This is a genomic window from Streptomyces sp. NPDC005302 (genome assembly GCF_040607345.1).
Classification (GTDB): domain Bacteria; phylum Actinomycetota; class Actinomycetes; order Streptomycetales; family Streptomycetaceae; genus Streptomyces.
Map to the genome: position 1 here is coordinate 398,822 of NZ_JBEXGN010000005.1, position 23,820 is coordinate 422,641.

Consider the following 23,820-nt stretch of genomic DNA (forward strand, 5'->3'; position numbering starts at 1 on the left):
CGCTCAGCCCGCGGAGCTGAACGCGTCGTTCATCTTCTTCGCCGCGTCGTCGGACGCCTTCGTCACGTCCTTCTTGCCGCTGACGATCTCCTGGAACATCGTCGGCAGGACCAGCGAGGCGTCGATCTGCGCCCAGGCGGGCGAGGCCGGCACGAACCTGGCGCCGGAGGCGAGGGTCTTCACGAACGGCGCGACGAAGGGCTCGCGGTCGGCGACCTGTTCGCGGACGTCGGTGTAGGTCGGCAGGAAGCCCATCGCGTCGAAGAGTTCGCTCTGCGTCTTCTTGGACGCCAACTCCTCCATGAGGTCGACGGCGAGCGTGCGGTGCGCGGTGCTCTTCAGGACGCCGAGGTTGTTGCCCCCGGCGAACGCGGGCGCCACCGAGCCGGCCTTCACGCCGGGCAGCGGTACCACCGCGTACTTGCCCTTCACCGTCCCCGCCTCGACCGCCGCGTGGCTGAAGTCGCCGCCGATCGCCATCGCGGCCTTGCCCGAGGCGAAGGCGGTCACCGTGTCGTTGCCTCCCATGCCCGCGCACTTGGCCGCGGGGCAGTTGGTGTCGCCGAAGAGCGAGGTGTACGCCTTGATGCCCTTCCGGGCCTCGGCGCTGTCGATGGCGGAGGCGTAGGAGCCGCCCTTGCCCTGGGCGAGTTCGCCTCCGTTGGCCCAGATGAACGGCATCGCGCCGTAGGTGTAGGCGCCGCCCACGGCGAGCCCGTAGAGGTCGGGCTTCGCCGCGTGGATCCTCCGCGCGGTCGCGGCCAGTTCGGCCTGCGTCTTCGGGACGGTGAGGCCCAGTTCCTTGAAGACGTCCGTGCGGTAGTACAGGGCGCGGACGCCGACGAAGTACGGGACGCCGTAGACCTTGCCGTCCACGGTGACCGACTGCCGTGCGGTCGGGTCGGTGTCCTTGGCCTCGTCCCAGGCGGCGAAGTCCCCGGAGACGTCGGCGAGTCCGCCGTCCTTCACGTATCCGGCCGTGTCGGTGTTGCCGTACTCGATGACGTCCGGGGCGCTCTTCGGGTCGTTGAAGGCGGCCTTGATGCGCTGGGCGCGGGTCTCCACGGGGATGTACTCGACCTTCACCCGCGCGCCGTCATGGGCCTTCTCGAAGGCGGCCACGGCGGCGTCGACCACCTTCTCCTTGGGCTTGTTGCCGACCTCCTGGAAGAGCCAGACCCGCAGGGTGCCGCTCTTCTCGTCCTTGCCGGACGAGGAGTTGTCGGAGGCCTGGGGGGCGCAGGCGGTGGCGACGACCAGGGCCGCGAGGGCGGCGGCCGTGCGGGCCGCGCGGATTCTGGGAGCAGAGAGCTTCATCGAGCGTCCTCCGGTGGGGGGTTGCGCGCGTTGCAACATGCGCAATGGCGGTTTTGCTCTGCACAACACCCCGGAGGCTATGGAGTACATGAACATGCCCACAAGAGGTCTCAACCACTCTGTGACCACGCGACGCACTCCGTGCAACGCTCAGCCCTCGGCACCCTCCACGTCGCGCTCCTCGTCCCGCTCCTCCCGGGCGGCCCGCCCCGCAGCCCGCCCGCTCAGCACGGACAGCGCGCGGACCGACGCGACGAACACCCACGCATGGCCCCCGAGATCCAGCACCGCCCACTGCCGCTCGGCCGCGTGTCCGATCGCCAGCAGGACGGCACCTCCGAAGAGGGCGCCCGCGACGGCACACTCGAGCTTCAGCAGGGCATGAGGCAGGAGAACCTCCCTCAGGAACCGCTGCCCGTACAGCCATCGCAACAGGCCCCCGGCGCCGGCGAACACGAGGGAGGCGAGCAGGGGCACGGCGAGGACGACCGTCCACGTCGGCAGCGGGTGACCGACGTCGCCCTGTCGCGCGAGCAGAATGCCGCAGCCGCCGGTCGCCGCCCCGCCCAGCGCGATGACCAGCTCGGCCAGGTCCTTCGCCTCCGGTCCCCCGCTGCCGTACAGCCCCGCGTTCGCGGCGCGCGTCCCGGCCACCCGCTTCCGCAGACCGGGACCGAACCGCTCGGCCTCCCGGCCGTACCCCACCTTGCCGAGGGCCGCGCCCAGGAATCGCAGCGACAACTCCGTCCACCCCTTCGCACCCGACCCCGCGCACGACAAGGCCGCGGCGCCCCTCGTCAGGGGCACCGCGGCCGTGCGCGGTCCACGCGGCGTACTGCGCCGGGGCGAGCCGGGGCGTTACTGCTTCTTGTCGCCGCCGCCCTTGCCCTGGTCGCCGCCGGCGCCCATGGACTCGAAGATCTCCTTGCACATGGGGCACACGGGATACTTCTTAGGGTCGCGGCCCGGCACCCACACCTTGCCGCACAGCGCCACGACGGGCGTGCCGTCCAGCGCGCTCGCCATGATCTTGTCCTTCTGGACGTAATGGGCGAAGCGCTCGTGGTCCCCGTCGCCGTGCGACACCTGCGGCGTCGGCTCTACGAGGGTCCCCGTCCCCGTGCCTCGCTGGGGCTGGGTCTCAGGCTCAAGAGTGCTCATGGAGCCAAGGGTACTGGGGCCCGGGGCCATCAGTTGAGGGAAGGGTCGCGTGCCGCTCCGAGGAGCCGCGGGGGCGCGCCGGGGGTCAGTTCAGGGACGGATCGTCCGGGTACGTCGCCACCATCGCCAGCTCGCTGCGCTGGCGGCGCAGGACCTCGCGCCAGAGCCGCTCCGGAGCCGGCGAGGAGACGTCTCCCGGCTCGGACTCCACGACGTACCAGGCGCCGTCGCCCAGCTCGTTCTCCAGCTGGCCCGGGCCCCAGCCTGCGTATCCGGCGAAGATGCGCAGGGAACCGAGGGCGGAGGCGAGCAGTTCCGGCGGGGCCTCCAGGTCGACGAGACCGATCGCTCCGTGCACCCGCCGCCAGCCGAGTGGCGCCCGCTCGGCGGACGCCCCGCCCGGGATGACCGCGACCCCGAGCGCCGAGTCCAGCGAGACCGGCCCGCCCTGGAACACGACACCCGGCTCACCGGCGAGGCCGGCCCAGGCCGCCAGGATGTCCCCGACGCCCACGGGGGTCGGCCGGTTGAGGACGACACCGAGGGAGCCCTCCTCGTCGTGGTCGAGGAGCAGCACCACCGCACGGTCGAAGTTCGGGTCCGCCAGGGCGGGCGTGGCCACGAGCAGCCGCCCTGTGAGCGAGGACACCTCGGTCATGCCAGACATGATCCCGCACATTCCCGTCCCATGGGGAGCCAATACCCGTACGCGAGTGAATGCAGCTCAGGGCGCAACGGAGCGCCGGCCGCGCACACCGCGGGCGGTGACCCCGCGTGCCCGTTTCGGAACGGTTCGTGTTGTGGCAAAGCTATGACGCACCTGAGGCGTCCGCGGGCTTACAGAGGGGGGGTGGGCGGCCATTACCCTTGCTGTTCGGCTCCCGTACGACCGGCCTGCCGACGACTCACACCTGCCCAACTCATCGGAACGCGAGATACATGACCGTCAACGACGATGTCCTGCTTGTCCACGGCGGAACCCCGCTTGAGGGCGAGATCCGTGTCCGCGGTGCGAAGAATCTCGTACCGAAGGCCATGGTCGCCGCCCTCCTGGGCAGTGGTCCGAGCCGACTGCGCAACGTCCCCGACATCCGCGACGTGCGGGTCGTGCGCGGACTGCTGCAGCTGCACGGTGTGACCGTCCGTCCGGGTGAGGAACCCGGCGAGCTGATCCTCGATCCCTCCCATGTCGAAAGCGCGAACGTCGCTGACATCGATGCCCACGCGGGCTCGTCGCGCATCCCGATCCTCTTCTGCGGCCCGCTGCTGCACCGCCTCGGCCACGCCTTCATCCCGGGCCTCGGCGGCTGCGACATCGGCGGCCGGCCGATCGACTTCCACTTCGAGGTGCTGCGCCAGTTCGGCGCGAAGATCGAGAAGCGGGAGGACGGCCAGTACCTGGAGGCCCCGCAGCGACTGCGCGGCACCAAGATCCAGCTGCCCTACCCCTCGGTCGGCGCGACCGAGCAGGTGCTGCTGACCGCGGTGCTCGCGGAGGGCGTCACGGAGCTCTCGAACGCGGCGGTGGAGCCGGAGATCGAGGACCTGATCTGCGTTCTGCAGAAAATGGGCGCCATCATCGCGATGGACACCGACCGGACGATCCGCATCACCGGTGTGGACACGCTCGGCGGCTACACGCACGCGGCGCTCCCGGACCGCCTGGAGGCCGCCTCCTGGGCTTCCGCGGCCCTGGCGACCGAGGGCAACATCTACGTCCGCGGCGCCCAGCAGCGGTCGATGATGACGTTCCTGAACACCTACCGCAAGGTCGGCGGCGCCTTCGAGATCGACGACGAGGGCATCCGCTTCTGGCACCCGGGCTCGCAGCTCAAGTCCATCGCCCTGGAGACGGACGTCCACCCCGGCTTCCAGACGGACTGGCAGCAGCCGCTGGTCGTCGCCCTGACGCAGGCCACCGGCCTGTCGATCATCCACGAGACGGTGTACGAGTCCCGGTTGGGCTTCACCTCCGCGCTCAACCAGATGGGTGCGCACATCCAGCTCTACCGTGAGTGCCTCGGCGGCTCGAACTGCCGATTCGGGCAGCGCAACTTCCTGCACTCCGCGGTCGTTTCGGGCCCGACGAAGCTCCAGGGCGCCGACCTGGTCATCCCCGACCTGCGCGGCGGCTTCTCGTACCTCATCGCGGCGCTGGCGGCCCAGGGCACGTCCCGGGTCCACGGCATCGAGCTGATCAACCGCGGCTACGAGAACTTCATGGAGAAGCTGGTCGAACTCGGCGCGAAGGTCGAGCTGCCCGGCAAGGCGCTCGGCTAGCGGGCAGGGCGTTACGTACGACGATGGGGCGGCCCCCCTGAAAGGGGCCGCCCCATCGGCGTTCCGCGCCTCGTACGCCTCCCGTGCCTACGGGAACGTACCGGCCAGGACCAGGACTACTTACCCTTGGCGGCTTCCTTGAGCTTGCTGCCCGCGGAGACCTTCACGCTGTAGCCGGCCGGGATCTGGATCGGGTCGCCGGTCTGCGGGTTGCGCGCGGTGCGAGCGGCACGGTGGGTGCGCTCGAAGGTCAGGAAGCCGGGGATGGTGACCTTCTCGTCGCCCTTGGCGACGATCTCGCCGACGGTCTCGGCGAAAGCGGCCAGAACGGCGTCGGCGTCCTTGCGGGTCACCTCGGCACGGTCGGCCAGCGCGGCCACCAGCTCACTGCGGTTCATGTCGTTACTCCCGTGTTCTTCTTGCTGTTGAGGCGTGCCACGCGGCGGAGCCGCATATCCGGCACAGTGAAGCCGATGCTGCCAGGGTCCTCGGTCGGCCCCCGGACCCGGGTCCGTAGCCAGACCGTCGCGCCCGAAGACGCATCCTGCCCCCACCTGCGGCGGGAAAGCCAATCCGGCACCCCTGGGAGTCAAACGAACACCCTTGGGGGTCACACGGAAAGGCCTGCGAGGCCTGAGCCTGGCCGCCACCATAGAGGCGGCCACTGGCCCCGCGTTCCGCGACGCGCCGGGTTACGGGCGGTCGTGGCGCCCGTCACAGCCGGGCCACCGGCCGCTTCCGGCCGGTGCTGCGGCTCTGCCCGGCCCGCTCGGCTACGCGGTCGTACCGGCCGCGTCCGTCACCCCCGCCGCCTTCGCGGCGCTGCGCACCGCTCCGGCGACCGCGCCCGCGACCTTGTCGTTGAAGACGCTGGGGATGATGTAGTTCGGGTTGAGCTCGTCCTCGGTCACCACGTCCGCGAGCGCGGTCGCGGCGGCGAGCATCATCTCCGTGTTGACGGTACGCGACTGGGCGTCCAGGAGGCCACGGAAGACGCCCGGGAACACCAGGACGTTGTTGATCTGGTTGGGGAAGTCGGAGCGGCCGGTGGCCACAACCGCCGCCGTCTGGCGGGCGATCGCCGGGTCGACCTCGGGGTCGGGGTTCGCGAGCGCGAACACGATGGCGTTGTCGGCCATCCGGGCCACGTCGTCGCCGTCGATCACGTTCGGGGCCGACACGCCGATGAAGACGTCCGCCTCGCGCACGGCCTCCTTCAGCGTGCCGGTGAGGCCCTCGGGGTTGGTGTTGTCGGCAATCCAGCGCAGCGGCGAGTCGGCGGCCGCGTCGACGAGGTCGGAGCGGTCCGCGTGCACCACGCCGTGGATGTCGGCGACGACGGCGTTCTTCACTCCGGCGGCGATCAGCAGCTTGAGGATGGCCGTGCCGGCCGCGCCCGCGCCGGACATGACGACACGGATGTCGCCGATGGCCTTGCCCGCGACACGCAGGGCGTTCGTCAGGGCGGCGAGGACCACGATGGCCGTGCCGTGCTGGTCGTCGTGGAAGACGGGGATGTCGAGCGCCTCGCGCAGCCGGGCCTCGATCTCGAAGCAGCGCGGCGCGGAGATGTCCTCCAGGTTGATGCCCGCGAAGCCGGGGGCGATGGCCTTCACGATCTCGACGATCGCGTCGGTGTCCTGGGTGTCCAGGCACAGCGGCCAGGCGTCGATGCCGGCGAAGCGCTTGAAGAGCGCCGCCTTGCCCTCCATGACGGGCAGCGCGGCCTTCGGGCCGATGTTGCCGAGGCCCAGCACGGCGGAGCCGTCCGTCACGACCGCAACGGAGTTGCGCTTGATGGTGAGGCGGCGGGCGTCCTCGGGGTTCTCGGCGATCGCCATGCACACCCGGGCCACGCCCGGGGTGTAGATCATGGAGAGGTCGTCACGGTTGCGGATCGGGTGCTTGGACTGCATCTCGATCTTGCCGCCGAGGTGCATGAGGAACGTACGGTCGGAGACCTTGCCGAGGGTGACGCCCTCGATGTGCCGCAGCTGTTCGACGATCTCGTCGGCGTGCGCGGTGGAGGTCGCCGCGATGGTGACGTCGATCTGGAGCTTCTCGTGACCGGATGCGGTCACGTCGAGGCCGGTCACCGAGCCTCCGTTGGACTCGACGGCCGTGGTGAGCTGGGAGACCGCCGTTCCGCTCGCGGGCACCTCCAGCCGGACCGTGTTCGAGTAGGAGACGCTGGGCGCCGTTGCCATGGCCGACTTCCTCTGCTTTCACCGTGTCACTGCGTTTGTGCCGTCCGATCGTCGCACCTACCCCTGAGTACGTGGTAGTCGCCCCGGATTGCGAACGTTTTGTTCGCCAGAGGCCAGCAGATTCGGAAAACGGATTCCACCATACGAGAAACCGTCGGGCAACGAAAGAGGCCCACGTCACGGGGTGACGTGGGCCTCTTCAGGTCCTCCGGGGAGAACATCGTTCAATGACACCGACCCGCCATGCTCGCCTCGCGGCAAGTGGTCGCTCGTAGCGACGAAGGTTGGGCCCGGGGGCTTGGATCGGGCCGGTGTCACGTCAAAGGTAACAAAGGATCCCCGTAAGGCAATTCCCGTCCCGGGAGTTCTTTTTCGGCGGGGCGTGCGAGCGGGAACGGCCGGAGCGGACGGGGTCAGTCCCTGAGCAGGTCGGGGACGCCGGACGCGTCGGGATCGTCGCGGTCGCTGGAGACGACGGTCAGCTGCTGGGTGGCCCGCGTCAGGGCCACGTACAGGACCCGCAGCCCGGCGGGCGACTCGTCCGCGATCTCCGCGGGCGACACGACCACGTTCGCGTCGTACTCCAGCCCCTTGGCCTCCAGGCTGCCGAGAGCCACCACACGGTCCCCGAGCCCCGCGAGCCAGCGGGCGGCCTCCTCACGCCGGTTCATGGCGACGACGACGCCCACCGTGCCGTCGACCCGGTCGAGCAGTCGGGCGGCCTCGGCACGCACGGTCTGGGCCAGGGACTCCCGGACGACGGCGAAACGCGGCTCGACGCCCGTGGACCGGACGGCGGACGGCGACTCCGAGCCCGGCATCGCGAGCGCGAGGACCTTGGCGGCCAGCTCGGCGATCTCGGCCGGGTTGCGGTAGTTCACGGTGAGCGTGAACCGGCGCCGGGGGCGGCTGCCGAGGGCCTCGTCGCGCGCCTCGGCGGCCTCGTCCGGGTCGGACCAGGACGACTGGGCCGGGTCACCGACGACCGTCCAGGTGGCGTGCCGGCCGCGGCGGCCGACCATCCGCCACTGCATGGGCGTGAGGTCCTGCGCCTCGTCCACGATGACGTGCGCGTACTCGGTGCGCTCCTGGGCCAGCCGCTCGGCACGCTCGCGCTGCGTCTCCTCGCGCGTCGGCATCAGCTCCTCGAGACCCGTGAGGTGGGCCAGCGGGTCCAGATCGCGCCGCTTCTTCGGCCGGGCGGGCGCGCCGACGATCGCCTCGAGCTCGTCGAGCATCGCCACGTCGTGCACGGAGAGCCCGTCGCGCTTCAGCGAGCGCGCCACCCGGCGCACCTCGCCCGGGTTGAGGATCCGCCGCGCCCAGCGTCCGAGGCGCCGCTCGTCGGCCATCGCGGTCAGCACGCCGCGCGGGGTCAGCTCGGGCCACCAGGCGTCCAGGAACAGCAGGAAGCTGTCCTCGGAGGTGACGTCCTCGTCGAACGAGGAGCGCAGTTCGGCCGCCAGCTCCGGGTCGTTGTGCCGGGTCCCGGCGCCCGACCTCGCCCACAGCGCGTCGAGCAGCAGCTTGCGGGCGCGCGGGCGCAGCAGGTTGACCGGCGCGGTACCGCTGAGCGCGTTGTGCTTGATGCGATCCAGCTCGGCGGACTCCAGCTCGATCCGGCGTCCGAAGGCCACGACCCGCAGCCGGGTGGGCGGTCCGGCGGGCACGGGGTCCGGCTCACCGAACGCGAGCTGCCCGGAGGCCGCGCCGCCGGCACCGGCCGACCCGTTGGCCCCGTTCGCCCTCGCCGGCGCCTCCAGCGCCCCGCGGGCCGCCTTGCGCAGCACCTTCAGCATCCGGTAGGAGCCCTTGGCGCGGGCGACCGCCGGAGAGTCGTACAGCGTGGCGCTCACGCCGTCGACGAGTGAGCCGATCGCGCGGATGGCGACCTGGCCCTCCTCGCCGAGCGAGGGCAGCACGCCCTCGGTGTAGGCGACGAGCAGCGGGGTCGGGGAGACGATCAGGATGCCGCCCGCGTACCGGCGGCGGTCCTGGTAGAGGAGGTAGGCGGCCCGGTGCAGGGCCACCGCGGTCTTGCCGGTGCCGGGGCCGCCCTCGACATAGGTCACGGAGGCGGCGGGGGCGCGGATGACCAGGTCCTGTTCGGCCTGGATGGACGCCACGATGTCGCGCATGGAGTGGCTGCGCGCCTGCCCGAGTGCGGCCATCAGGGCGCCGTCCCCGATGACGGAGAGCCGGCGGCCGTCCAGCGTGGCCGTCAGCTCGGGGCGCATCAGGTCGTCCTCGACGCCGAGGACCTTGCGGCCCTTGGAGCGGATGACGCGCCGCCGTACGACGCGGCCCGGGTCGACCGGGGTGGAGCGGTAGAACGGGGCCGCCGCGGGCGCCCGCCAGTCGATGACCAGCGGCGAGTAGTCGGCGTCCAGGACGCCGATACGGCCGATGTGGAGCGTCTCCGCGATGTCGGCCGTGTTGTCCTCGCGGACCGCGCCGTCGGCGGGCTCGACCGCCGTGTACGCGCCGTCGGGGCCCTTCTTGCCGTCCTTCCCGAGGAGCAGGTCGATCCGGCCGAAGAGGAAGTCCTCGAACTCGTTGTTGAGTCGGTTGAGGTGGATTCCGGCGCGGAACACCTGGGCGTCGCGCTCCGCGAGCGCCCCCGGCGTGCCGACCTGACCACGCTGGGCGGCGTCGTTCATCAGGAACTCGGCCTCGTGGATCTTCTCCTCGAGGCGCCGGTAGACCCGGTCCAGATGTTGCTGTTCGACGCCGATCTCCCGGTCCCGTACGGAGTCGTCCTGGGCGGACTTCTCCGCTGCGGACGGACGGACCGAACCGACCGCGGATTCCTGCTGAGCCTGAGCGGCCACCGGGCCCCCTTCTGACGTGCTGGGCAGCCGTCAACCGTACGCGAAGGGGGGCCCGCCGGGCTACGTGCGCGCCCGGGGTTCGCTCACGCGTCCACTTCGACGAGCCGTTTCCCGTCGAAGGTCATGACCTCGAAGTGGTCGATCTGGTTCGGCGTGAAGGCCGCGCCTCCGTGCACGTAGAGCGGCTGCTTCGCCTCCTCGGCCTTGGCGTTGGGGATGCCGTAGCCCCACTTCGGGACCGCCCAGGAGGTGACCGTCTCGCGCTCGCCGTTCTTGCCGACGGCGATCAGGGAGCACTTGAGCGGGCCCTTGACGTTCTTGAGCTGGAGGACGGCGTGGGTGCCCCAGTCCTTCGGCTCGACGGCGACGACGGCGTTGACCTTGGTGGTCGGGTCCGTGGCCTGCGTCTTGTCCGTCATCACGTCGAAGGCCGCCTTGGCGGGGCTGGTCGCGTGCGCCTGCGGCATGTTCGTACCGCTGTCGCTGCCGCCGTTGACGGCCATGACGGTCAGCGGGCCGCCGATGATCAGTGCGGCCGCGGCCGCCACCAGGTACATTCCACGCCTGCGCTTGTGGGCGCGGCGTGCCGCGACCTCGTCGACCAGCCGCTCCGCGAGCCGTGGGCTCGGGCGGGCGGACAGGGACTCCGCGATGGCCGGGCTGCCCTGCGAGGCGGGCAGGTCGGCGAGCGCGGCGAGCATCGGTTCCATCCCGGCCAGCTCGTCGAGCTGCTGGGCGCACCACTCGCAGGTCGCCAGATGCTCCTCGAAAGCGCTTGCCTCGGCGTCGTCGAGAATGCCCAGCGCGTAGGCGCCGACGGTCTCGTGGATGTCGCCGGGGCCCTGCTGTCCCCGCGGACCCTGCATGGCTCCCGGACCACCCGTTCCGTAACCCCCGTACGTGTTCATGCCGTCACCCCCCGCTCCTCCAGCGCCAGCTTCATCGACCGCAGGGCGTAGAACACCCGGGAGCGCACGGTGCCGCTGGGTATGCCGAGGGTCTCGGCCGCCTCATTGACCGTACGCCCTTTGAAGTATGTTTCGACCAGTACCTCCCTGTGAGCAGGGGTCAGGTCGTCCAGCGCGTCCGACAGTGTCATCAGCCACAACGCCTTGTCGATCTCGTCCTCCGCGGGGATGACCTCCAGCGGCGACGGGTCGACCTCCTGCGGCCGGGCCTGCCGACTGCGGTGGCCGTCGATGACGATGCGTCGGGCGACCGTCACCAGCCAGGGGCGTACCGAACCGGTCGCTCGATTGAGCTGGCCGGCGTTCTTCCAGGCACGGATGAGTGTTTCCTGCACGACGTCCTCGGCGCGCTGCCGGTCGCCTGCGACCAGCCGCAGCACATAGGCCAGCAAGGGCCCCGCGTGTTCCCGGTACAGCGCACGCATCAGCTCCTCGTCGGGTTCGGTCGACGAGGACTGCTGAGACATGCGATGTCGGGCCCTTGGCCTGCGTTCATCAGCCACGGCGGAATCCTTGCGCACGCCTACCTCCGGTGTCCGGGGGTTCCCCCAGTCGGTCGCTCATCACCGGGTACGTGTGCTGGTACGCGGGTGTTCAAAGTGCACAGGGTTTTTTCTGTTTGAGTTGTGAAGAAGCCGAAAAGGAAGCGTATCGATCACTTCTGGTCACAGGATGATCACGGACGGGTGTGATCAGGCGCGAGCCAGAGCAGCCCGGCGGCGGTGCCGGGCCACCCGCTCCCGATTGCCGCACACCTCGCTCGAACACCATCGTCGCCGCCGGCCACGCGAGGTGTCCAGGTAGACGATCGGGCAGTTGTCACCTTCGCACTGTCGCAGACTCGCCCGCGCGGCAGGGTCGGTGAGCAGATCGAGGGCGTCCCGGGCCACCACGGCGAGCAGTTCGGCGCAGCCGGGCTCGGTGTGCAGCCGGCGGCGCAGCGAGCCGTCGTCGGCGCGGACGGCCCAAGGAGCGGGCGGCGCCGCCAGGGCCGCGGCGTTGACCCGCGCGAGCGCGTTGTCGGCGGGCCGGCCGTCCAGCTCGCCGCGCACCAACTGGGAGATGTGGCCGCGCAGTTCCCGGAAGCCGAGCAGCCACAGGGTGTCCACCGAGGTCAGCGGGGTGGCCGCGGGCACCAGCCCCGACGCGACGACCCAGGCCCGCAACCGGCCCGCGGAGTCGAGCCGTTCGTCGGGATGGGTGGTGGTCGTCAGGTCCAGGCAGATCCGCCCGGAGTCGAACCGCAGGTCGTACGAGGCTGTGGCCGTGCCCGCTGCCATGCGCCTGTCACCGCCTTGGGGTCACCCGCCGTGGTCCCTCCTACAGTGCATGCCCGCACGCCCTGCCGGAAGACTCCGTACCGCCCCGTACCGGACACGTTCACGACACCCGCGCGCCGGCCGTGCCCCGGGCCGTCTCCGGGCCGGCTCCGCGCCGGTGAAAGGGTGGACGCCCGCGTATGCGGCCGCGCTCCTCGGCCATGTCACCCGTCGGGCCGGGCCGCTTGACTGACGGACATGACGACCGACGCGCACACCACGAACACCGCACACCCGGCCGGCGCCAGTACGGGGCCGCACAGCACCGCAGGGGCCGTCCTCGGGGCGGCGACCGTCGCGACGGGCCTGATCGCCGGGGTCTTCTACATCTTCGCCTGCGCGATCATGCCGGCCCTGGCCCGCAGCGACGACCGCGTCTTCATCGAGGTCATGCAGAACATCAACGACGTGATCCAGAACCCGTTGTTCTTCCTCGGCTTCGTGGGCGCACTCGCCCTGACGGCGGTCGCCGCCCGGCAGTCGCGCGGCGCCCCGAACCGGTGGTGGGTGTTCGCCGCCCTCGCGGCCTACGCCCTCGTCGTCCTCCTCACCGTGGCCGTGAACGTCCCGCTCAACGACGACCTGGCTTCCGCCGGCGCCCCGGCCCGGATCGCCGATCCCGCCGCGGTGCGGGACCACTTCGAGGACACCTGGGTGGCCTGGAATGTCGTACGAGCCGTGCTCTCGACCGTCGCGCCGGCCTGCCTCACCCGCGCGCTGTTCCTGTTCCGGCGCCCTCAGCCGTCGGCGTACTTGGAGTCCGCGACCGGGTCGAGTGCGAGCCGGTAGCCGCGCTTGACCACCGTCTGGATCAGCCGGGGTGTTCCCAGTGCCGTACGCAGGCGGGCCATCGCGGTCTCCACGGCGTGCTCGTCCCGTCCGGCGCCGGGCAGCGCGCGCAGCAGCTCGGCCCGCGCCACCACCCAGCCGGGCCGGCGCGCGAGGGACCGCAGCAGCGACATCCCGGCGGGCGGTACGGGCCGCAGCGAACCGTCCACGAGCACCGCGTGTCCGCGAATCTCCACGCGATGCCCGGCAACGGGCAACACCCGCACTCTCCCCGGCAGTTCCTTGCAGAGCACCTGCACGAGCGGCGCGAGCCGGAACCGCTCGGGCTGCACGGTTTCGACGCCCTCGGCCTGCAACGGCAGCGCGGTGACCGGGCCGACGCACACCGGCAGCACGTCGTGGCGCAGGGCGGCGACGACATCCGCGCGCAGCCCGCGGTCCTCGGCCCGGGAGAGCAGCGACGCGGCCGCGGGCGCGCTCGTGAACGTGAGCGCGTCGAGGCCACGGGTGAGGACGGCGTCGAGCAGCCGGTCGACCGGCCCGATGTCCTGCGGCGGCATCCACCGGTACACCGGCACGGGCACGACCTCGCCGCCTGCCGCGCGCAACGACTCGACGAACCCGGGCAGCGGTTCACCGTGCAGCAGTACGGCGACACGGCGGCCCTCGACTCCCTGGTCGAGCAGCCGTCCCAGTACCTCGGACATCGACTCGGAGACCGGCGACCACGCCTCGGTCAGCCCCTGGGCCCGGATCGCGCCCTTGACCTTGGGACCCCGGGCCAGCAGCTCGGCCTCCCCCAACCGCGCGAGCAACTCCTCACCGAGCCCCCACCCATGGGCGGCCTCGACCCACCCCCGAAAACCCACGGCGGTGCTGGCCACGACGACATCAGGCCCCCGCTCGACCAACTCCGCCGTCACCGAACGCAGTTCACCGTCATCGCCGAGAGGCACGATTCGCAGAGCGGGCCCGTGCACGACGGCGGCCCCCCGCCTCCGCAGCAACGTCCCGAGCTCCTCGGCCCGACGCGCGGCGGTCACCCCCACGGTGAACCCGGAAAGCGGCCCGGGCACACCCCCCGCCCCTCGGTCCGACCCCTGCTGTTCGTCGTACATAGACCGGCTCTCGCCTCGCACTCGTCGAGTCGTGTCCGGGGCCGAGTACGTCAGCCACCGGGTGGGGGGGTTGTCATCCGTCCACGAATGACCGGGAGCCTGTCAACGCCCCGTGACAGCCAGGGTTCCCCACGATGTCGGGGTTGTTACGACGGACGTCGGGGCGGGGCGAAGGGGGTCCGGGATGGCAGGGAGGACGAGAGGGGACGAAGGCCGAGGTGGGGGCGGGGGCGGGGGCGGAGGTAGGGGCCGAGGCGGAGGAAAGGTATACGGCTCGCCCGCCCGGGGGGGGGCGACGGAGGCGGGAGGAGGCGGGGATGGGGACCGCCGACGGGGGCGGAGGGGTGGCGTCGGTCGGGGTGGGGCTACGGCTGGGCGGGAGGCTGGGGGTGGCCGGTGTAGGGGTTGGGGGCGGGCTGGTGGGGGTGCTGGGGCGGCAGGGCGCCGGACGGGTTGTACGGGCCGGGGGCGGGGGGCTGAGTGGGGGTGGGAGTGGGGGGCTGCGGGGCGTACGGGACGGCTGGGGCGGGGTGGGCCGGCTGCGCGGGGGGCTGGGCGTAGGGGCTCTGTGGGGTGTGGGCGGGCTGGGCAGTCGGCTGGGTGTAGGGGCCTTGCGGGGTGGTGTGCGGGGCCGGCTGGGCGTAAGGGCCCTGCGGGGTGTTCGGGGCCGGCTGGGCGTAGGGACCCTGAGGGGTGTGCGGGGCCGGCTGGCTGAGGGGGGTCTGGGGTGAGGGGGCGCCGTAGGGGCCGTACGGGCCGGGGGCCTGCCCTCCGTATCCGGCACCGTATCCGGCGCCTGACTGCCCGCCGTAACCGCCGGGCCCTCCGTGCCCTCCGTAACCGGCGTATCCGGCCGTCGGGGGCAGGTACCGCACGCGCCCGCCCTCGTCCGTCACGGGAGCGAATCCGGCAGCTTGCAGCCGGGCCGCGAACTTGGCGTTGCGCTTGCGTGTGACGACGATTCCGATGCCGAGGACGACCATGAGGACGGCCCACAGGATTCCGGCGACGGTCCAGGCGACGGAGTCGCCGCCGGTCCGTACGCCCAGGACGACGCAGGCGAGGGTGAGACCGACGAACCCGTAACGCATCCGCTTCTCGGCGTTCTTGCCGGTGAGGTCGAAGTTGATCCGGGCCTTGAGGAGTTCGAGGGCGTCGGGCACGACCGGCGGGAGGGAGACGCCGTCGCCGGCCTTCGGATACTGGGCCCAGTTCTGCGCGGCACGGGCCTGGGCCTGCGGGGCGGGGTCCGGAACGATGAGCATGGTGAGCGCGTTGTTGCGGCCGCTGCCCTGCCGTACGTCCGCGTACTCGTACCCGAACTGCTGCGCCAGGAAGGCGATTCGGGCGAACTTCTTCACGGAGGCCATGGGGCTGGTGAGCTGCACGGGCTCCCCCGTGGCCATCAACCGGAACATCTGCCGAACCTGCCGCTTACTCATTCCGCCCCCAACTCCCCGCGCTCCAGACGCGTTCACAACAGCAACGGGGGCCAGCCTTTCATGGGGTCGGGGGTGCGTAGAAGCGTGGAGGGGTCGGTTTACTGGGGCTTGACCGGGGGGCGGGGAGTCTGACTCTCGCGGAGATCGTCGGCCCCGCCAGCAGAATCAGGCACGAGCGGGTCGTCGAAGCTGACGAACTCCGCGATCTCGCGGAGAACCGCTCGATAGTGTTCACGATGAACCACGGAGACGGTGCTGAGAGTGAGAATGGCGAGGCTCCTGCCATCTGGGTGAGGAAGATGCGCGTGGATCTGCAGCAGGGGACCCTGCGGGAGGCCCGATTCCGCGGGTGTCGTGCGCACGATCTCACTGAAAGCGGCTGGCCCACAGGCAAGTTCTCCATAGCCAACCTCTGAGTGGCCGTGGGCCGTGGCCACGATTCGCGCAACTGTCACCCTCCTGGGGGCCCAAGCCGTATGCACCCAGGTGACGGTCAGAAAAGAGAGGAGCGGACCGCTGCTCTCTCCCGTCGTATCGTCTCGATGCAACCCCAACGAGCAATAGGTTGTCCCTTCGGATGTGAGGTTCCGGAGCATCTGCTCGACTGGGCCGAGCTGAGCAATGAGCTGGTTTCGCGCGGCCTCATCCGGAGCGGACTCCAGCAGAGGGGTCAGCGCCCCAGGGATACGTCCCTCGCGAACTTCGCCCGTTGCCTCCAACAGGGCATCGAGAGGCACCTGCACAAAGCCGGCCGGAACAGCGAACCAGATACCCGGACCTGGATCGAAGACGCTCGGATGGAGCGTGAAGGACGATGTGGTCATCGCCTTCAGAGCTTCTCTGCTTGCGGAATCGAGACATGCAGCTGGGCGCCGGCACAACGCGCACGCTCCATGTCCTCCACGTTGACGCTCCACGCAGGAGTCACCGAGGGCCGACCAAATGCCGCACGCTGATACAACACGTGCAAACGCACGGGGAGGCATCCATCCTTGGAGGGGGCCGCAACAACTCCGACGAATCGAGGGTCACCGGAGAACCAAACCGGCTCGATCTCCGCCTTCAAGGCAGGCTTGGTTCGGGGACCGCCAATCCGCTTCATCCACCAATGCGACCGTTGATGTTTGATGAAAACCAGCGGAACCTTCTCGTCTAGATTCTCCGGATTGCGGAACTCGAACCACATGCCATCATCGCCCGCTTGCGGATGTTTCTTCAGACCTCTTGGGAGATCCGGGAGAATTGACCAGGGATACTCTTTGAAAATGCGACGCATACGAAAAGCCCACGGGAAATAGGAGAGTTGGACAAAGACTCGATAGAACCCATACAGGAAGTAAGGCATGAAGATCCATGCAACCCACCCTGGAGACCTCACAGAAATCCCGAGCAATGCCATCCACGCTCCGGCCCAACAAGCGAGCCCCGCTACATTTATGGCCATATGCCTGCGCCAGGCACGCCGTGTAGGGACGTACCCCCAGGCGGTCAACGGATCGGTGGGATTCATGTCAGCTGCTTTCATTGGAAGATGCCTGGCACGATGCCCCCGGCCGGCTCACTGGAACGCGCGTCGCACGAGATCAATGGTCTCGCCCCCGTCGACAGGACCCAAGAACGTCCCGTCAAGCGTGGTGCCGATCTTCGCTGCCGTGTCGTTCTCAACCTGGCCGCCTTACGGACGGAGTGCGCCGCGTTCTTCAGGTTCAACGGCAGCGGCCCGCCGTCAAGCTGCTCCCGGAAGGCAACAGCGGCGTCACCCTTCCAGTAGCTGCCCTCCATCAGCTTCGTCACCAGGCCATGCGTCTCTTCGAGGACCTTGGCGCAGTTACCCAGCTTCTTGGACAGGGCACGCACGGTGTCAGGGCTGCCCGGAACTGGATTGAACCCAAGGTGGGGGTAGTTGGGGTTCGGGATGGTGGGGTCGTACGGCGAGGACTTAAGGCCCTGTGGAAGGTCACCGTTGTGCCGAGCAGCGGAGTCCGAGAAGGGGTCGGTCTCGGCCCCGGGGGTGTAGCTCACTTCGCGCCCTTCCCCCGCGTGCTCTTGGACTTCCTCAGCGCTTCCTCCAGCGCCTTGTCGACCTCGCGGTAGCTGTCCTTGCTCTGACCCACGATCTTCGCCAGGTCCTCGGTCTGCTGACCGATCTCATCGGCCCCGTACTTCCAGTCCTCCTGGAAGTCCTCACACGCCGAATCCAAGTCATCCGTACCGAGGCCGGCGACCGTTCCGTCGCTCAAGGCTTTGCGCAGCCCCTTCAGCGAATCGGCGGACTTGTTGAGCATCTTCATGAAGTGCTCAAGTTCGTCCCCGTCAACGGCAAGGCGCTCTGCCACGCGTCCCACTCCTCGATCGCACACCAAAACCAGAAGGGTATCTCCGGTCGGCGGGCAGCCTCCCGCCCGCGGTTCCCCTGGCCAGCGTGCGCAGTGCTCTCTACCCTCAGCGGTTGACGGACTGGATCTCCTGCACGACCACGTCCTGCTCAGCACCGAACGTGCCGTCGGGCAGATCCTGCGCGGCAGCAACGCCCGTGCCCGTCCAGTGGATCTTCCACGTGATCGTGGCCCGCAGTTTGAAGGAACCGTCGCCCGACGAGCGCAGGTACTTCACCCCACAGGATGGCGTCTCGTTCGCCTTGCCCTTTGCGTACGCCTCACCGATGCGATCGCCGGCTATCTCGCAGACACCCGACGCCGGATAAGTCGTCGCGTCCGGCGTCCCCGCCTCGATCTTCAGGGAGACCGGCTCGGCGGTGGTCGTCGCCGACACGTTGAGGAGGGGCACCGACGCAGTCACCGAAACCGGCTTGAACTTCGCCGTGTCCAGCCACGCCCACGTCGGCAGATTCACCTTCGTCGTCCCCGCAGGAGCCAGGTCGACCTTGGTCGACGGCACGCGTATCTCGGCGTACGCGAGCTGCGCGAGGATCTCCGGGCTGACGGCCTGTCGGATTCTTGCGGGCGGGGCGTCACCCGTGTCCACCCAGAAGGTGTCCTCCACGCAGTCCGTCGCACCGGGGTCACCCTCACGGCCCTGGGTTACGTACGAGTCCCACCAGTAGCCCTTACCTGCTTTGTCCTTGTTGAAGTCCTTGTACGGGTGCCCGTTCACGTATTGGTCACGCTGCTCGGCATCCCACTGGTAACCCGTCGAATCGACGCCCCAGATGGACTCCTTGTACTTCTCCAGCTGCGCTGGCGTGTACTTCGGGGCGTAGTAGCAGGCGGGTGGTGTCCAGTTACCCGATGAAGACGTCACGCGGCCCGTCGAGTCCCCCGAGCCGTTCTTCGAGCGGTCGAAGACGACAGCTCCGGCAGTGGCGGACAATGTGCCGTCGTCGGTTGCGTTGCCGCCGGGCTTGGGAGGGTTCTCTGAACCCTCCCCACCACGGCCGCCGGCGTAGGCGGGTTGCGCGCCGAGCATCGTGACGCAAAGCAGCGTTACGAGTGTTGCCGCACCGACTGAGCGCTTCACGGCTGGCACTGGTCAGCTCCTCGCTTCGAGATCACGTTGGTGGTCTGCCACACGCCATCCGCGTTCTTGACGAGCTTGGTGTTGTACAGAACGTAGCTGTCTGCCGAGGTGGGCGTCTTCTCGGCCTTGTTCGTCTTTCGGTTCGTAAGGAACGACTTGCTTTCATCCGAGCAATAGATGACGACCGCGCTGCCGTCGCTTCGGAAGGACACTTGGCGGTCGAAGTACCGTGTGATGCCCGTCCATGAGCGGTTGTCGTCCAGGTAGCCCTTGACGAACGATCTGGCGCTGTCCAAAGCACCTTCTGCGCTGTAGAACCCCAAGGCCTCAGTGTTCACGCTTCCCCGGAAGATCGCGTCGTCCACCGAGTTGATTCGCTGAGCGTTGTCGGCCAGAACGGCGTTCTTCTTCGCGTCCCCGGTCTTCTGCCCCTCGAACACGTTGCGTGCGTCGGAAGGGAAGGTGATCTTCGGCCGTCCCGCCGGCTCGCTCGTGCTCGCGCTGGGCGAAGCCGACGTCTTTTCGCCGGTGTCCGCGCCCGCGATCTTGTCGTTGCCCTTGGACTCGTCCGCGCCGCCGCCGCAGGCGGTCAGGAGCAGCGCGGCTGTCGCGCCGACGGCGGCTGTTGCAAACAGGCGGGGACGGCGGTTCACGGCGGGCTCCTGTGCGGCGTGGGGTGCGGAAGGGCAGCAACACGCTATCGGGGGCCCGCGGGGCGACACCAGAGCGAAGAGCATCAACTGGGCAACAGTGGGCGGGCAAAGGCCGCCAAACAGTGATCAACCTGTCCCAGGAAACCTTCGATTGAGTGACGGGACGGCGTGGGATGCGTCACCACGTTGGCCACCGCAAAGCCTCTGAGGCACTCAGGCTCTGCGCCTCTGCGGTGGCCAACTCGCCTGCGTCACGGGTGGGTCATGGGTGGGACCGGACGAGGCCCATCCCCTTCGCCCTCGCCCCTCGGCCCCCGCCCCAGCTCAGTCCCGTCCTCGATGCCCCTGTCGTCTGGGGCTCGCGCCGTTCGGCCACAGCCTCGGTGACCGCTTCGCCGCGATGTCCTCGATCCAGCCGAAGGTGAGGATGGCCAGGCCGATCAGGGGCCAGACCAGGACGAACATCCAGAGCGAGTACGTCTCGTCGAGGGCGGCGCCCGCGCGTTCGCTGTCCATGAAGGGGAGGCCGTACGCCTGGTCGAGGATCGGGACCGTCGCCATGATGAGCATGTTGTGCCAGAGGTAGATCGTGACCGCGCGGTTGTTGGACAGCGTCACCAGCTTGTCCCACCTGGCCAGGCGGCCCGGCAGTTCCTTCCAGGACGGGCTGTACTGGAGCAGGATCACCACGAACCCGAAAGACCACAGCGCGTCCGCCAGCGGGATGTCGTTCATGTCCCAGCCCTCGGGGCCCAGATGGCCCGACGCCCACCACAGGGCGAAGCCCATCACCAGCGCAGAGCAGGAGATCGCGACGTACCGCGGGACCTGGGCCAGTTTGCCCTCGTGGTGGGCGAAGCCGAGGACCCAGCAGCCGCCGTAGACGGCGAAGTCGGTGACGGCATTGCCCGTTTCGCCGGGGATGGTGACCAGGCCCGTGCCGACGACGGCCGTCAGCGCGAGCGGCGCCAGCAGGGTCGCCCACGGGACGCGGCGGAACGCCCACAGCAGGACGGGTGACGCCACGACGAACCACAGGTAGGCCCGCAGGTACCACAACGGGCCCGCGCCCTGTTCCGCCCACGTGGCCTCCAGCAGGCCCGACTCGGAGCCGACGTGCGCGGGATACGGCGGGGCCCCCACCGGGACGATGTAGTTGAGCACGTCGATGACGCCCCACGCGCCGCCGCCGGTGTCCGGGTCGTGCGCGGGGTTCCAGCCGCCCGCGAACATCAACGCCAGCGCGACCGCGCTGAAGGCCCACAGCGGGGGCAGCAGACGGCGGACGCGCCCCCGGATCACACTCCATGCCGGCCGGCTCAGCGAGCGTGCCATCAGCGAGCCCGCCAGCGCGAACATCACGCCCATGGAAGGGAACAGGACCGACAGCCACGCCCACCCGAAGAGGTGGTAGACGACGACGCGGACCAGGGCGATGGAGCGGAGCAGGTCCAGATAGCGGTCGCGGCCCGGGCGGCGGGGGGCGGCCTGGGGCTGTTCCGTGGCCGGTTGACCGTCGGACGGCTGTCCCGTACGCCGGTGCCCCGCGCCGCGCGCGTGTTCCGGCCCTCCTCCCCCGTGGGACCCGCGCCCCGGAGCGGGAGCGACCCCCGGCCCCGGCCCGGGATGCGCGCCCGCCCCCTCCGGCTGCCGCGGAACCCCCACCCTCGGCGACCCCAGCGGCGGCGTGGACCCCACCGGGTACTCGTGCGTGGTCATCCGACCGGCCTCCGTTCGTTCCCGTCCTGCGGCTCCCGCGGGCGCGGGGCCGATCCCGGTGTCCCCACCACGCCCGTGCGGCGCAGTTTCTGCCAGCGCAGCCGGCCGCCGGTGAGGGCGGTGATCCAGGACTGGAGCAGGACGACGTACATCAACTGCCGGTACAGGACCTGCTGGAGGGGGAGTGAGATCAGGTGGGTCATGCGTTCCTTGTCCAGGCGGAAGGCGTAGGCGGCGCACACCGCCTGGATGGTGAGGACTCCGAGCCAGGCGACGACCGTCTTCTGCGTCGGGCCGAAGACGACGCCGTACAGCAGGAAGATGTCGATCAAGGGTGCCAGCAGCGGTGCCAGCACCATGAAGAGGGACACCAGGGGCAGACCGACCCGGCCGAAGCGGCCCGAGGGGCCCCGTTCGATGAGGGCCCGGCGGTGCTTCCAGATGGCCTGCATGGTGCCGTAGCACCAGCGGTAGCGCTGGGACCACAGTTGCTGGACGGACTCCGGGGCCTCGGTCCAGGCGCGCGCGTTCTCCGCGTAGACGACCCGCCAGCCGTCGCGGTGCAGCGCCATCGTGATGTCGGTGTCCTCGGCGAGCGTGTCGTCGCTCATACCGCCGACCCGCTCAAGTGCCGTACGGCGGAAGGCTCCCACGGCACCGGGGATGGTCGGCATGCAGCGCAGCAGGTCGTACATGCGGCGGTCGAGGTTGAAGCCCATGACGTACTCGATGTGCTGCCAGGCGCCGATCAGGGAGTCGCGGTTGCCGACCTTGGCGTTGCCGGCGACCGCGCCGACGCGCGGGTCGGCGAAGGGCTGGACGAGTTCGCGGACGGTCGCCGGTTCGAAGACGGTGTCGCCGTCCATCATCACGATGATGTCGTGACTGGCGTTCGCCAGGCCTCTGTTGAGGGCGGCGGGCTTTCCGGCGTTGAGCTGGCGCACGACGCGTACGTTGGGCAGGTCCAGGTCCTCGACGATACGGGCGGTGCCGTCGCTCGATCCGTCGTCGACGACGAGGATCTCGATGGGGTGTTCGCTCTCCATCAGGGAGTGGACGGTGTTCTCGATGCACTTGGCCTCGTTGTACGCGGGCACCAGCACCGACACCGGTTCGGTGATCGGGTTGCGGCCCCAACGGAAGCCCACCCGGCGGACCTTGCGCGCGTGGGTGGCGGAGAGCAGCAGCATCAGGCCGAACCGGGTGAACACGAGCACGCCGATGACGGCGATGCCGACGACCAGGACGTCGGTGGTCTTCTCCGCGGCCTGGACGAGGAAGATCCAGGCCCGGCCCTTCCACAGGTCGAGGCCGGTGACCGGGGTGTGCGCGCTCGGCGCGTCGAGTGCCTCGGTGAGGTTCTCGAAGTCGTAGCCCCGCTGCTGGAGTCCGGGGATGAAGCTGTCCAGGGCCTGCACGGTCTGGTGGCGGTCGCCGCCGGAGTCGTGCATCAGGACGATGGCGCCCTTGCCGCCCTTGGGCGTGGCCCGGCGGACGATCTCGGCGACGCCGGGCTTCTGCCAGTCCTCACTGTCGGTGTTGTTGACGACGGTGATGTAGCCGCGGGTGCCGATGTACTTCGTCACGGGCCAGGACCGGTTGTCCATCGCGTCGGCGAACGAGGAGTACGGCGGGCGGAACAGGGAGGTGCGGATGCCGGCGGCGCCCTCCAGCGCGAGCTGGCTCTGCGACAGCTCCCAGTCGATGCGGCTCTTCGACTGGTACGAGAGGTCGGGGTGGTTGAAGGTGTGCAGGCCGACCTCGTGGCCCTCCCTCACCATGCGCTCGACGAGGTCCGGGTAGCGCGACGCCATGGTGCCGGTGACGAAGAAGACCGCGTGGGCGTGGTGCGCCTTGAGGACGTCGAGGACCTTGGGCGTCCAGGTCGGGTCGGGGCCGTCGTCGAAGGTGAGGACGAGGCGGTGGTCGGGGATGCCGAGGCTGGTCGTGCGGCCGCCGCGGGTGTCGATGACGGGGCCGCCGTCGAGGATCTTCTCCGGCACCTTGCCCGTGGCGGCCTCGGGCTGGATGCGGTGGTCGGCGAGGATCTCGCTGTGCACGTAGCCGCGCAGCATCAGCATCGCCATCATCGCGAGCAGGATGAACATCGGCAGCAGGAAGCGCATCGGCAGTCGCCGGCGCCGGGCGTCACTGTGACGCTTCGGGGTGGTGCGTGTGCCATGACCAGGCGCCTTGGGCGCCGGACCGTGACGGCTGGTACGGGAAGCCATCAGAGAGGGTTCTCCGGGAACGAGTGACGAGTGAGGTGGACGGGGAACTCGGGACGCCCGGCCACCCGGACCGGACGTGATCCGGCGCGGCGACCGGTCCCGAGGGACCACAAGCGGAGACCGGTCCCGAGGGACCACATGCGGCGACCGGTCCTGAGGGACCGGGTCCGGTTCGGAGCGCCGTCGACAGCGACGCCCACGGCCGTGGCCCCCGCCGCGGTCGTGGCCGTACCGGCCGAGGTGCCGCCGCGTGCGATCCGGTACGGCGGGTGCCGAGGTGCGACGGCCTGCGGCCCCGAAGGACGCGT

At 69.8% G+C, this 23,820-nt stretch carries 21 protein-coding genes; 2 read left to right on the forward strand and 19 right to left on the reverse strand.

Translation table 11 applies throughout. The features are described from left to right. Positions 1-3: 3 nt before the first annotated feature. From ABZT74_RS10470 to ABZT74_RS10485, 4 genes are all read right to left on the reverse strand, one after another. Positions 4-1,317: an extracellular solute-binding protein gene (locus ABZT74_RS10470; RefSeq protein WP_356176460.1), complete on the reverse strand. Its 1,314-nt coding sequence runs from the start codon at positions 1,315-1,317 to the stop codon at positions 4-6. Between the two features lie 150 nt (positions 1,318-1,467). Then, entirely contained in the window at positions 1,468-2,058 is a 591-nt protein-coding gene (locus tag ABZT74_RS10475; RefSeq protein WP_356434035.1) for a hypothetical protein, read from the reverse strand. Between the two features lie 117 nt (positions 2,059-2,175). After that, the gene (locus ABZT74_RS10480) at positions 2,176-2,478 is read right to left on the reverse strand and encodes a DUF3039 domain-containing protein (protein WP_355862828.1); all 303 of its coding nucleotides are present in this window, start codon (positions 2,476-2,478) and stop codon (positions 2,176-2,178) included. Positions 2,479-2,563: 85 nt separating this feature from the next. Beyond that, on the reverse strand, positions 2,564-3,136 hold the full coding sequence (locus tag ABZT74_RS10485; protein ID WP_355862826.1) for a YqgE/AlgH family protein: 573 nt from the start codon (positions 3,134-3,136) through the stop codon (positions 2,564-2,566). A 281-nt stretch (positions 3,137-3,417) separates the two neighbouring features. Between ABZT74_RS10485 and murA the strand changes: the two genes are divergently transcribed. Continuing rightward, on the forward strand, positions 3,418-4,758 hold the full coding sequence (gene murA / locus ABZT74_RS10490) for a UDP-N-acetylglucosamine 1-carboxyvinyltransferase (RefSeq protein ID WP_355862824.1): 1,341 nt from the start codon (positions 3,418-3,420) through the stop codon (positions 4,756-4,758). Between the two features lie 116 nt (positions 4,759-4,874). Here the strand turns inward: murA and ABZT74_RS10495 are convergent, their stop codons facing one another. The 6 genes from ABZT74_RS10495 to ABZT74_RS10520 form a co-directional block, all read right to left on the reverse strand. Continuing rightward, positions 4,875-5,156, reverse strand: coding sequence for an HU family DNA-binding protein (locus ABZT74_RS10495; protein WP_007382399.1), 282 nt, complete (start codon positions 5,154-5,156; stop codon positions 4,875-4,877). A gap of 375 nt (positions 5,157-5,531) precedes the next feature. Continuing rightward, positions 5,532-6,965, reverse strand: coding sequence for an NAD-dependent malic enzyme (locus tag ABZT74_RS10500; protein WP_355862822.1), 1,434 nt, complete (start codon positions 6,963-6,965; stop codon positions 5,532-5,534). Positions 6,966-7,378: 413 nt separating this feature from the next. Next, positions 7,379-9,796, reverse strand: coding sequence for a UvrD-helicase domain-containing protein (locus tag ABZT74_RS10505; protein ID WP_356176466.1), 2,418 nt, complete (start codon positions 9,794-9,796; stop codon positions 7,379-7,381). Between the two features lie 83 nt (positions 9,797-9,879). Next, positions 9,880-10,704, reverse strand: a complete 825-nt coding sequence (locus ABZT74_RS10510) for a zf-HC2 domain-containing protein (protein WP_355862818.1) — start codon at positions 10,702-10,704, stop codon at positions 9,880-9,882. Beyond that, positions 10,701-11,231, reverse strand: a complete 531-nt coding sequence (locus ABZT74_RS10515; protein WP_037619265.1) for a sigma-70 family RNA polymerase sigma factor — start codon at positions 11,229-11,231, stop codon at positions 10,701-10,703. Before ABZT74_RS10515 ends, ABZT74_RS10510 begins: the two co-directional genes overlap by 4 nt. 225 nt (positions 11,232-11,456) lie before the next feature. After that, positions 11,457-12,044: an ABATE domain-containing protein gene (locus tag ABZT74_RS10520; protein WP_355862815.1), complete on the reverse strand. Its 588-nt coding sequence runs from the start codon at positions 12,042-12,044 to the stop codon at positions 11,457-11,459. A gap of 237 nt (positions 12,045-12,281) precedes the next feature. On the opposite strand from ABZT74_RS10520, the gene ABZT74_RS10525 reads away from it, so the two are divergent. After that, positions 12,282-12,872, forward strand: coding sequence for an anthrone oxygenase family protein (locus tag ABZT74_RS10525; protein WP_356434036.1), 591 nt, complete (start codon positions 12,282-12,284; stop codon positions 12,870-12,872). Here ABZT74_RS10525 and ABZT74_RS10530 read toward each other — a convergent pair. The 9 genes from ABZT74_RS10530 to ABZT74_RS10570 all read right to left on the reverse strand — a co-directional run bounded on the left by ABZT74_RS10530 (position 12,821) and on the right by ABZT74_RS10570 (position 23,512). Further along, entirely contained in the window at positions 12,821-13,990 is a 1,170-nt protein-coding gene (locus ABZT74_RS10530) for a uroporphyrinogen-III synthase (RefSeq protein WP_356434037.1), read from the reverse strand. The two genes, ABZT74_RS10525 and ABZT74_RS10530, sit on opposite strands and share 52 nt — an antisense overlap. Positions 13,991-14,355: 365 nt before the next feature. Then, the gene (locus ABZT74_RS10535; RefSeq protein ID WP_356434039.1) at positions 14,356-15,432 is read right to left on the reverse strand and encodes a hypothetical protein; all 1,077 of its coding nucleotides are present in this window, start codon (positions 15,430-15,432) and stop codon (positions 14,356-14,358) included. An 829-nt stretch (positions 15,433-16,261) separates the two neighbouring features. Next, complete coding sequence (locus ABZT74_RS10540) at positions 16,262-16,777, reverse strand: hypothetical protein (RefSeq protein WP_356176474.1); 516 nt, start codon at positions 16,775-16,777, stop codon at positions 16,262-16,264. A 176-nt stretch (positions 16,778-16,953) separates the two neighbouring features. Then, the gene (locus tag ABZT74_RS10545; protein ID WP_356434041.1) at positions 16,954-17,454 is read right to left on the reverse strand and encodes a WXG100 family type VII secretion target; all 501 of its coding nucleotides are present in this window, start codon (positions 17,452-17,454) and stop codon (positions 16,954-16,956) included. Next, a complete protein-coding gene (locus tag ABZT74_RS10550) occupies positions 17,451-17,768 on the reverse strand; it encodes a type VII secretion target (RefSeq protein WP_356434043.1) in 318 nt (105 codons plus the stop codon). Before ABZT74_RS10550 ends, ABZT74_RS10545 begins: the two co-directional genes overlap by 4 nt. A 106-nt stretch (positions 17,769-17,874) precedes the next feature. Further along, positions 17,875-18,858, reverse strand: a complete 984-nt coding sequence (locus tag ABZT74_RS10555) for a hypothetical protein (RefSeq protein ID WP_356434082.1) — start codon at positions 18,856-18,858, stop codon at positions 17,875-17,877. A gap of 47 nt (positions 18,859-18,905) precedes the next feature. After that, positions 18,906-19,562: a hypothetical protein gene (locus ABZT74_RS10560; protein WP_356434045.1), complete on the reverse strand. Its 657-nt coding sequence runs from the start codon at positions 19,560-19,562 to the stop codon at positions 18,906-18,908. A gap of 324 nt (positions 19,563-19,886) precedes the next feature. Continuing rightward, positions 19,887-21,281, reverse strand: a complete 1,395-nt coding sequence (locus ABZT74_RS10565; protein WP_356434046.1) for an acyltransferase — start codon at positions 21,279-21,281, stop codon at positions 19,887-19,889. Beyond that, positions 21,278-23,512, reverse strand: a complete 2,235-nt coding sequence (locus tag ABZT74_RS10570; protein ID WP_356434048.1) for a glycosyltransferase — start codon at positions 23,510-23,512, stop codon at positions 21,278-21,280. Before ABZT74_RS10570 ends, ABZT74_RS10565 begins: the two co-directional genes overlap by 4 nt. Positions 23,513-23,820 lie beyond the last annotated feature (308 nt).

What these genes read in the sequence shown, in the direction of transcription:
- ABZT74_RS10470 (WP_356176460.1), bottom strand. Translation starts at nt 1,317, where the DNA reads ATGAAGCTCTCTGCTCCCAGAATCCGCGCGGCCCGCACGGCCGCCGCC.
- ABZT74_RS10480 (WP_355862828.1), bottom strand. Translation starts at nt 2,478, where the DNA reads ATGAGCACTCTTGAGCCTGAGACCCAGCCCCAGCGAGGCACGGGGACG.
- ABZT74_RS10485 (WP_355862826.1), bottom strand. Translation starts at nt 3,136, where the DNA reads ATGACCGAGGTGTCCTCGCTCACAGGGCGGCTGCTCGTGGCCACGCCC.
- murA (WP_355862824.1), top strand. Translation starts at nt 3,418, where the DNA reads ATGACCGTCAACGACGATGTCCTGCTTGTCCACGGCGGAACCCCGCTT.
- ABZT74_RS10495 (WP_007382399.1), bottom strand. Translation starts at nt 5,156, where the DNA reads ATGAACCGCAGTGAGCTGGTGGCCGCGCTGGCCGACCGTGCCGAGGTG.
- ABZT74_RS10500 (WP_355862822.1), bottom strand. Translation starts at nt 6,965, where the DNA reads ATGGCAACGGCGCCCAGCGTCTCCTACTCGAACACGGTCCGGCTGGAG.
- ABZT74_RS10510 (WP_355862818.1), bottom strand. Translation starts at nt 10,704, where the DNA reads ATGAACACGTACGGGGGTTACGGAACGGGTGGTCCGGGAGCCATGCAG.
- ABZT74_RS10515 (WP_037619265.1), bottom strand. Translation starts at nt 11,231, where the DNA reads ATGTCTCAGCAGTCCTCGTCGACCGAACCCGACGAGGAGCTGATGCGT.
- ABZT74_RS10520 (WP_355862815.1), bottom strand. Translation starts at nt 12,044, where the DNA reads ATGGCAGCGGGCACGGCCACAGCCTCGTACGACCTGCGGTTCGACTCC.
- ABZT74_RS10525 (WP_356434036.1), top strand. Translation starts at nt 12,282, where the DNA reads ATGACGACCGACGCGCACACCACGAACACCGCACACCCGGCCGGCGCC.
- ABZT74_RS10530 (WP_356434037.1), bottom strand. Translation starts at nt 13,990, where the DNA reads ATGTACGACGAACAGCAGGGGTCGGACCGAGGGGCGGGGGGTGTGCCC.
- ABZT74_RS10535 (WP_356434039.1), bottom strand. Translation starts at nt 15,432, where the DNA reads ATGAGTAAGCGGCAGGTTCGGCAGATGTTCCGGTTGATGGCCACGGGG.
- ABZT74_RS10540 (WP_356176474.1), bottom strand. Translation starts at nt 16,777, where the DNA reads ATGCCTTACTTCCTGTATGGGTTCTATCGAGTCTTTGTCCAACTCTCC.
- ABZT74_RS10555 (WP_356434082.1), bottom strand. Translation starts at nt 18,858, where the DNA reads ATGCTCGGCGCGCAACCCGCCTACGCCGGCGGCCGTGGTGGGGAGGGT.
- ABZT74_RS10565 (WP_356434046.1), bottom strand. Translation starts at nt 21,281, where the DNA reads ATGACCACGCACGAGTACCCGGTGGGGTCCACGCCGCCGCTGGGGTCG.
- ABZT74_RS10570 (WP_356434048.1), bottom strand. Translation starts at nt 23,512, where the DNA reads ATGGCTTCCCGTACCAGCCGTCACGGTCCGGCGCCCAAGGCGCCTGGT.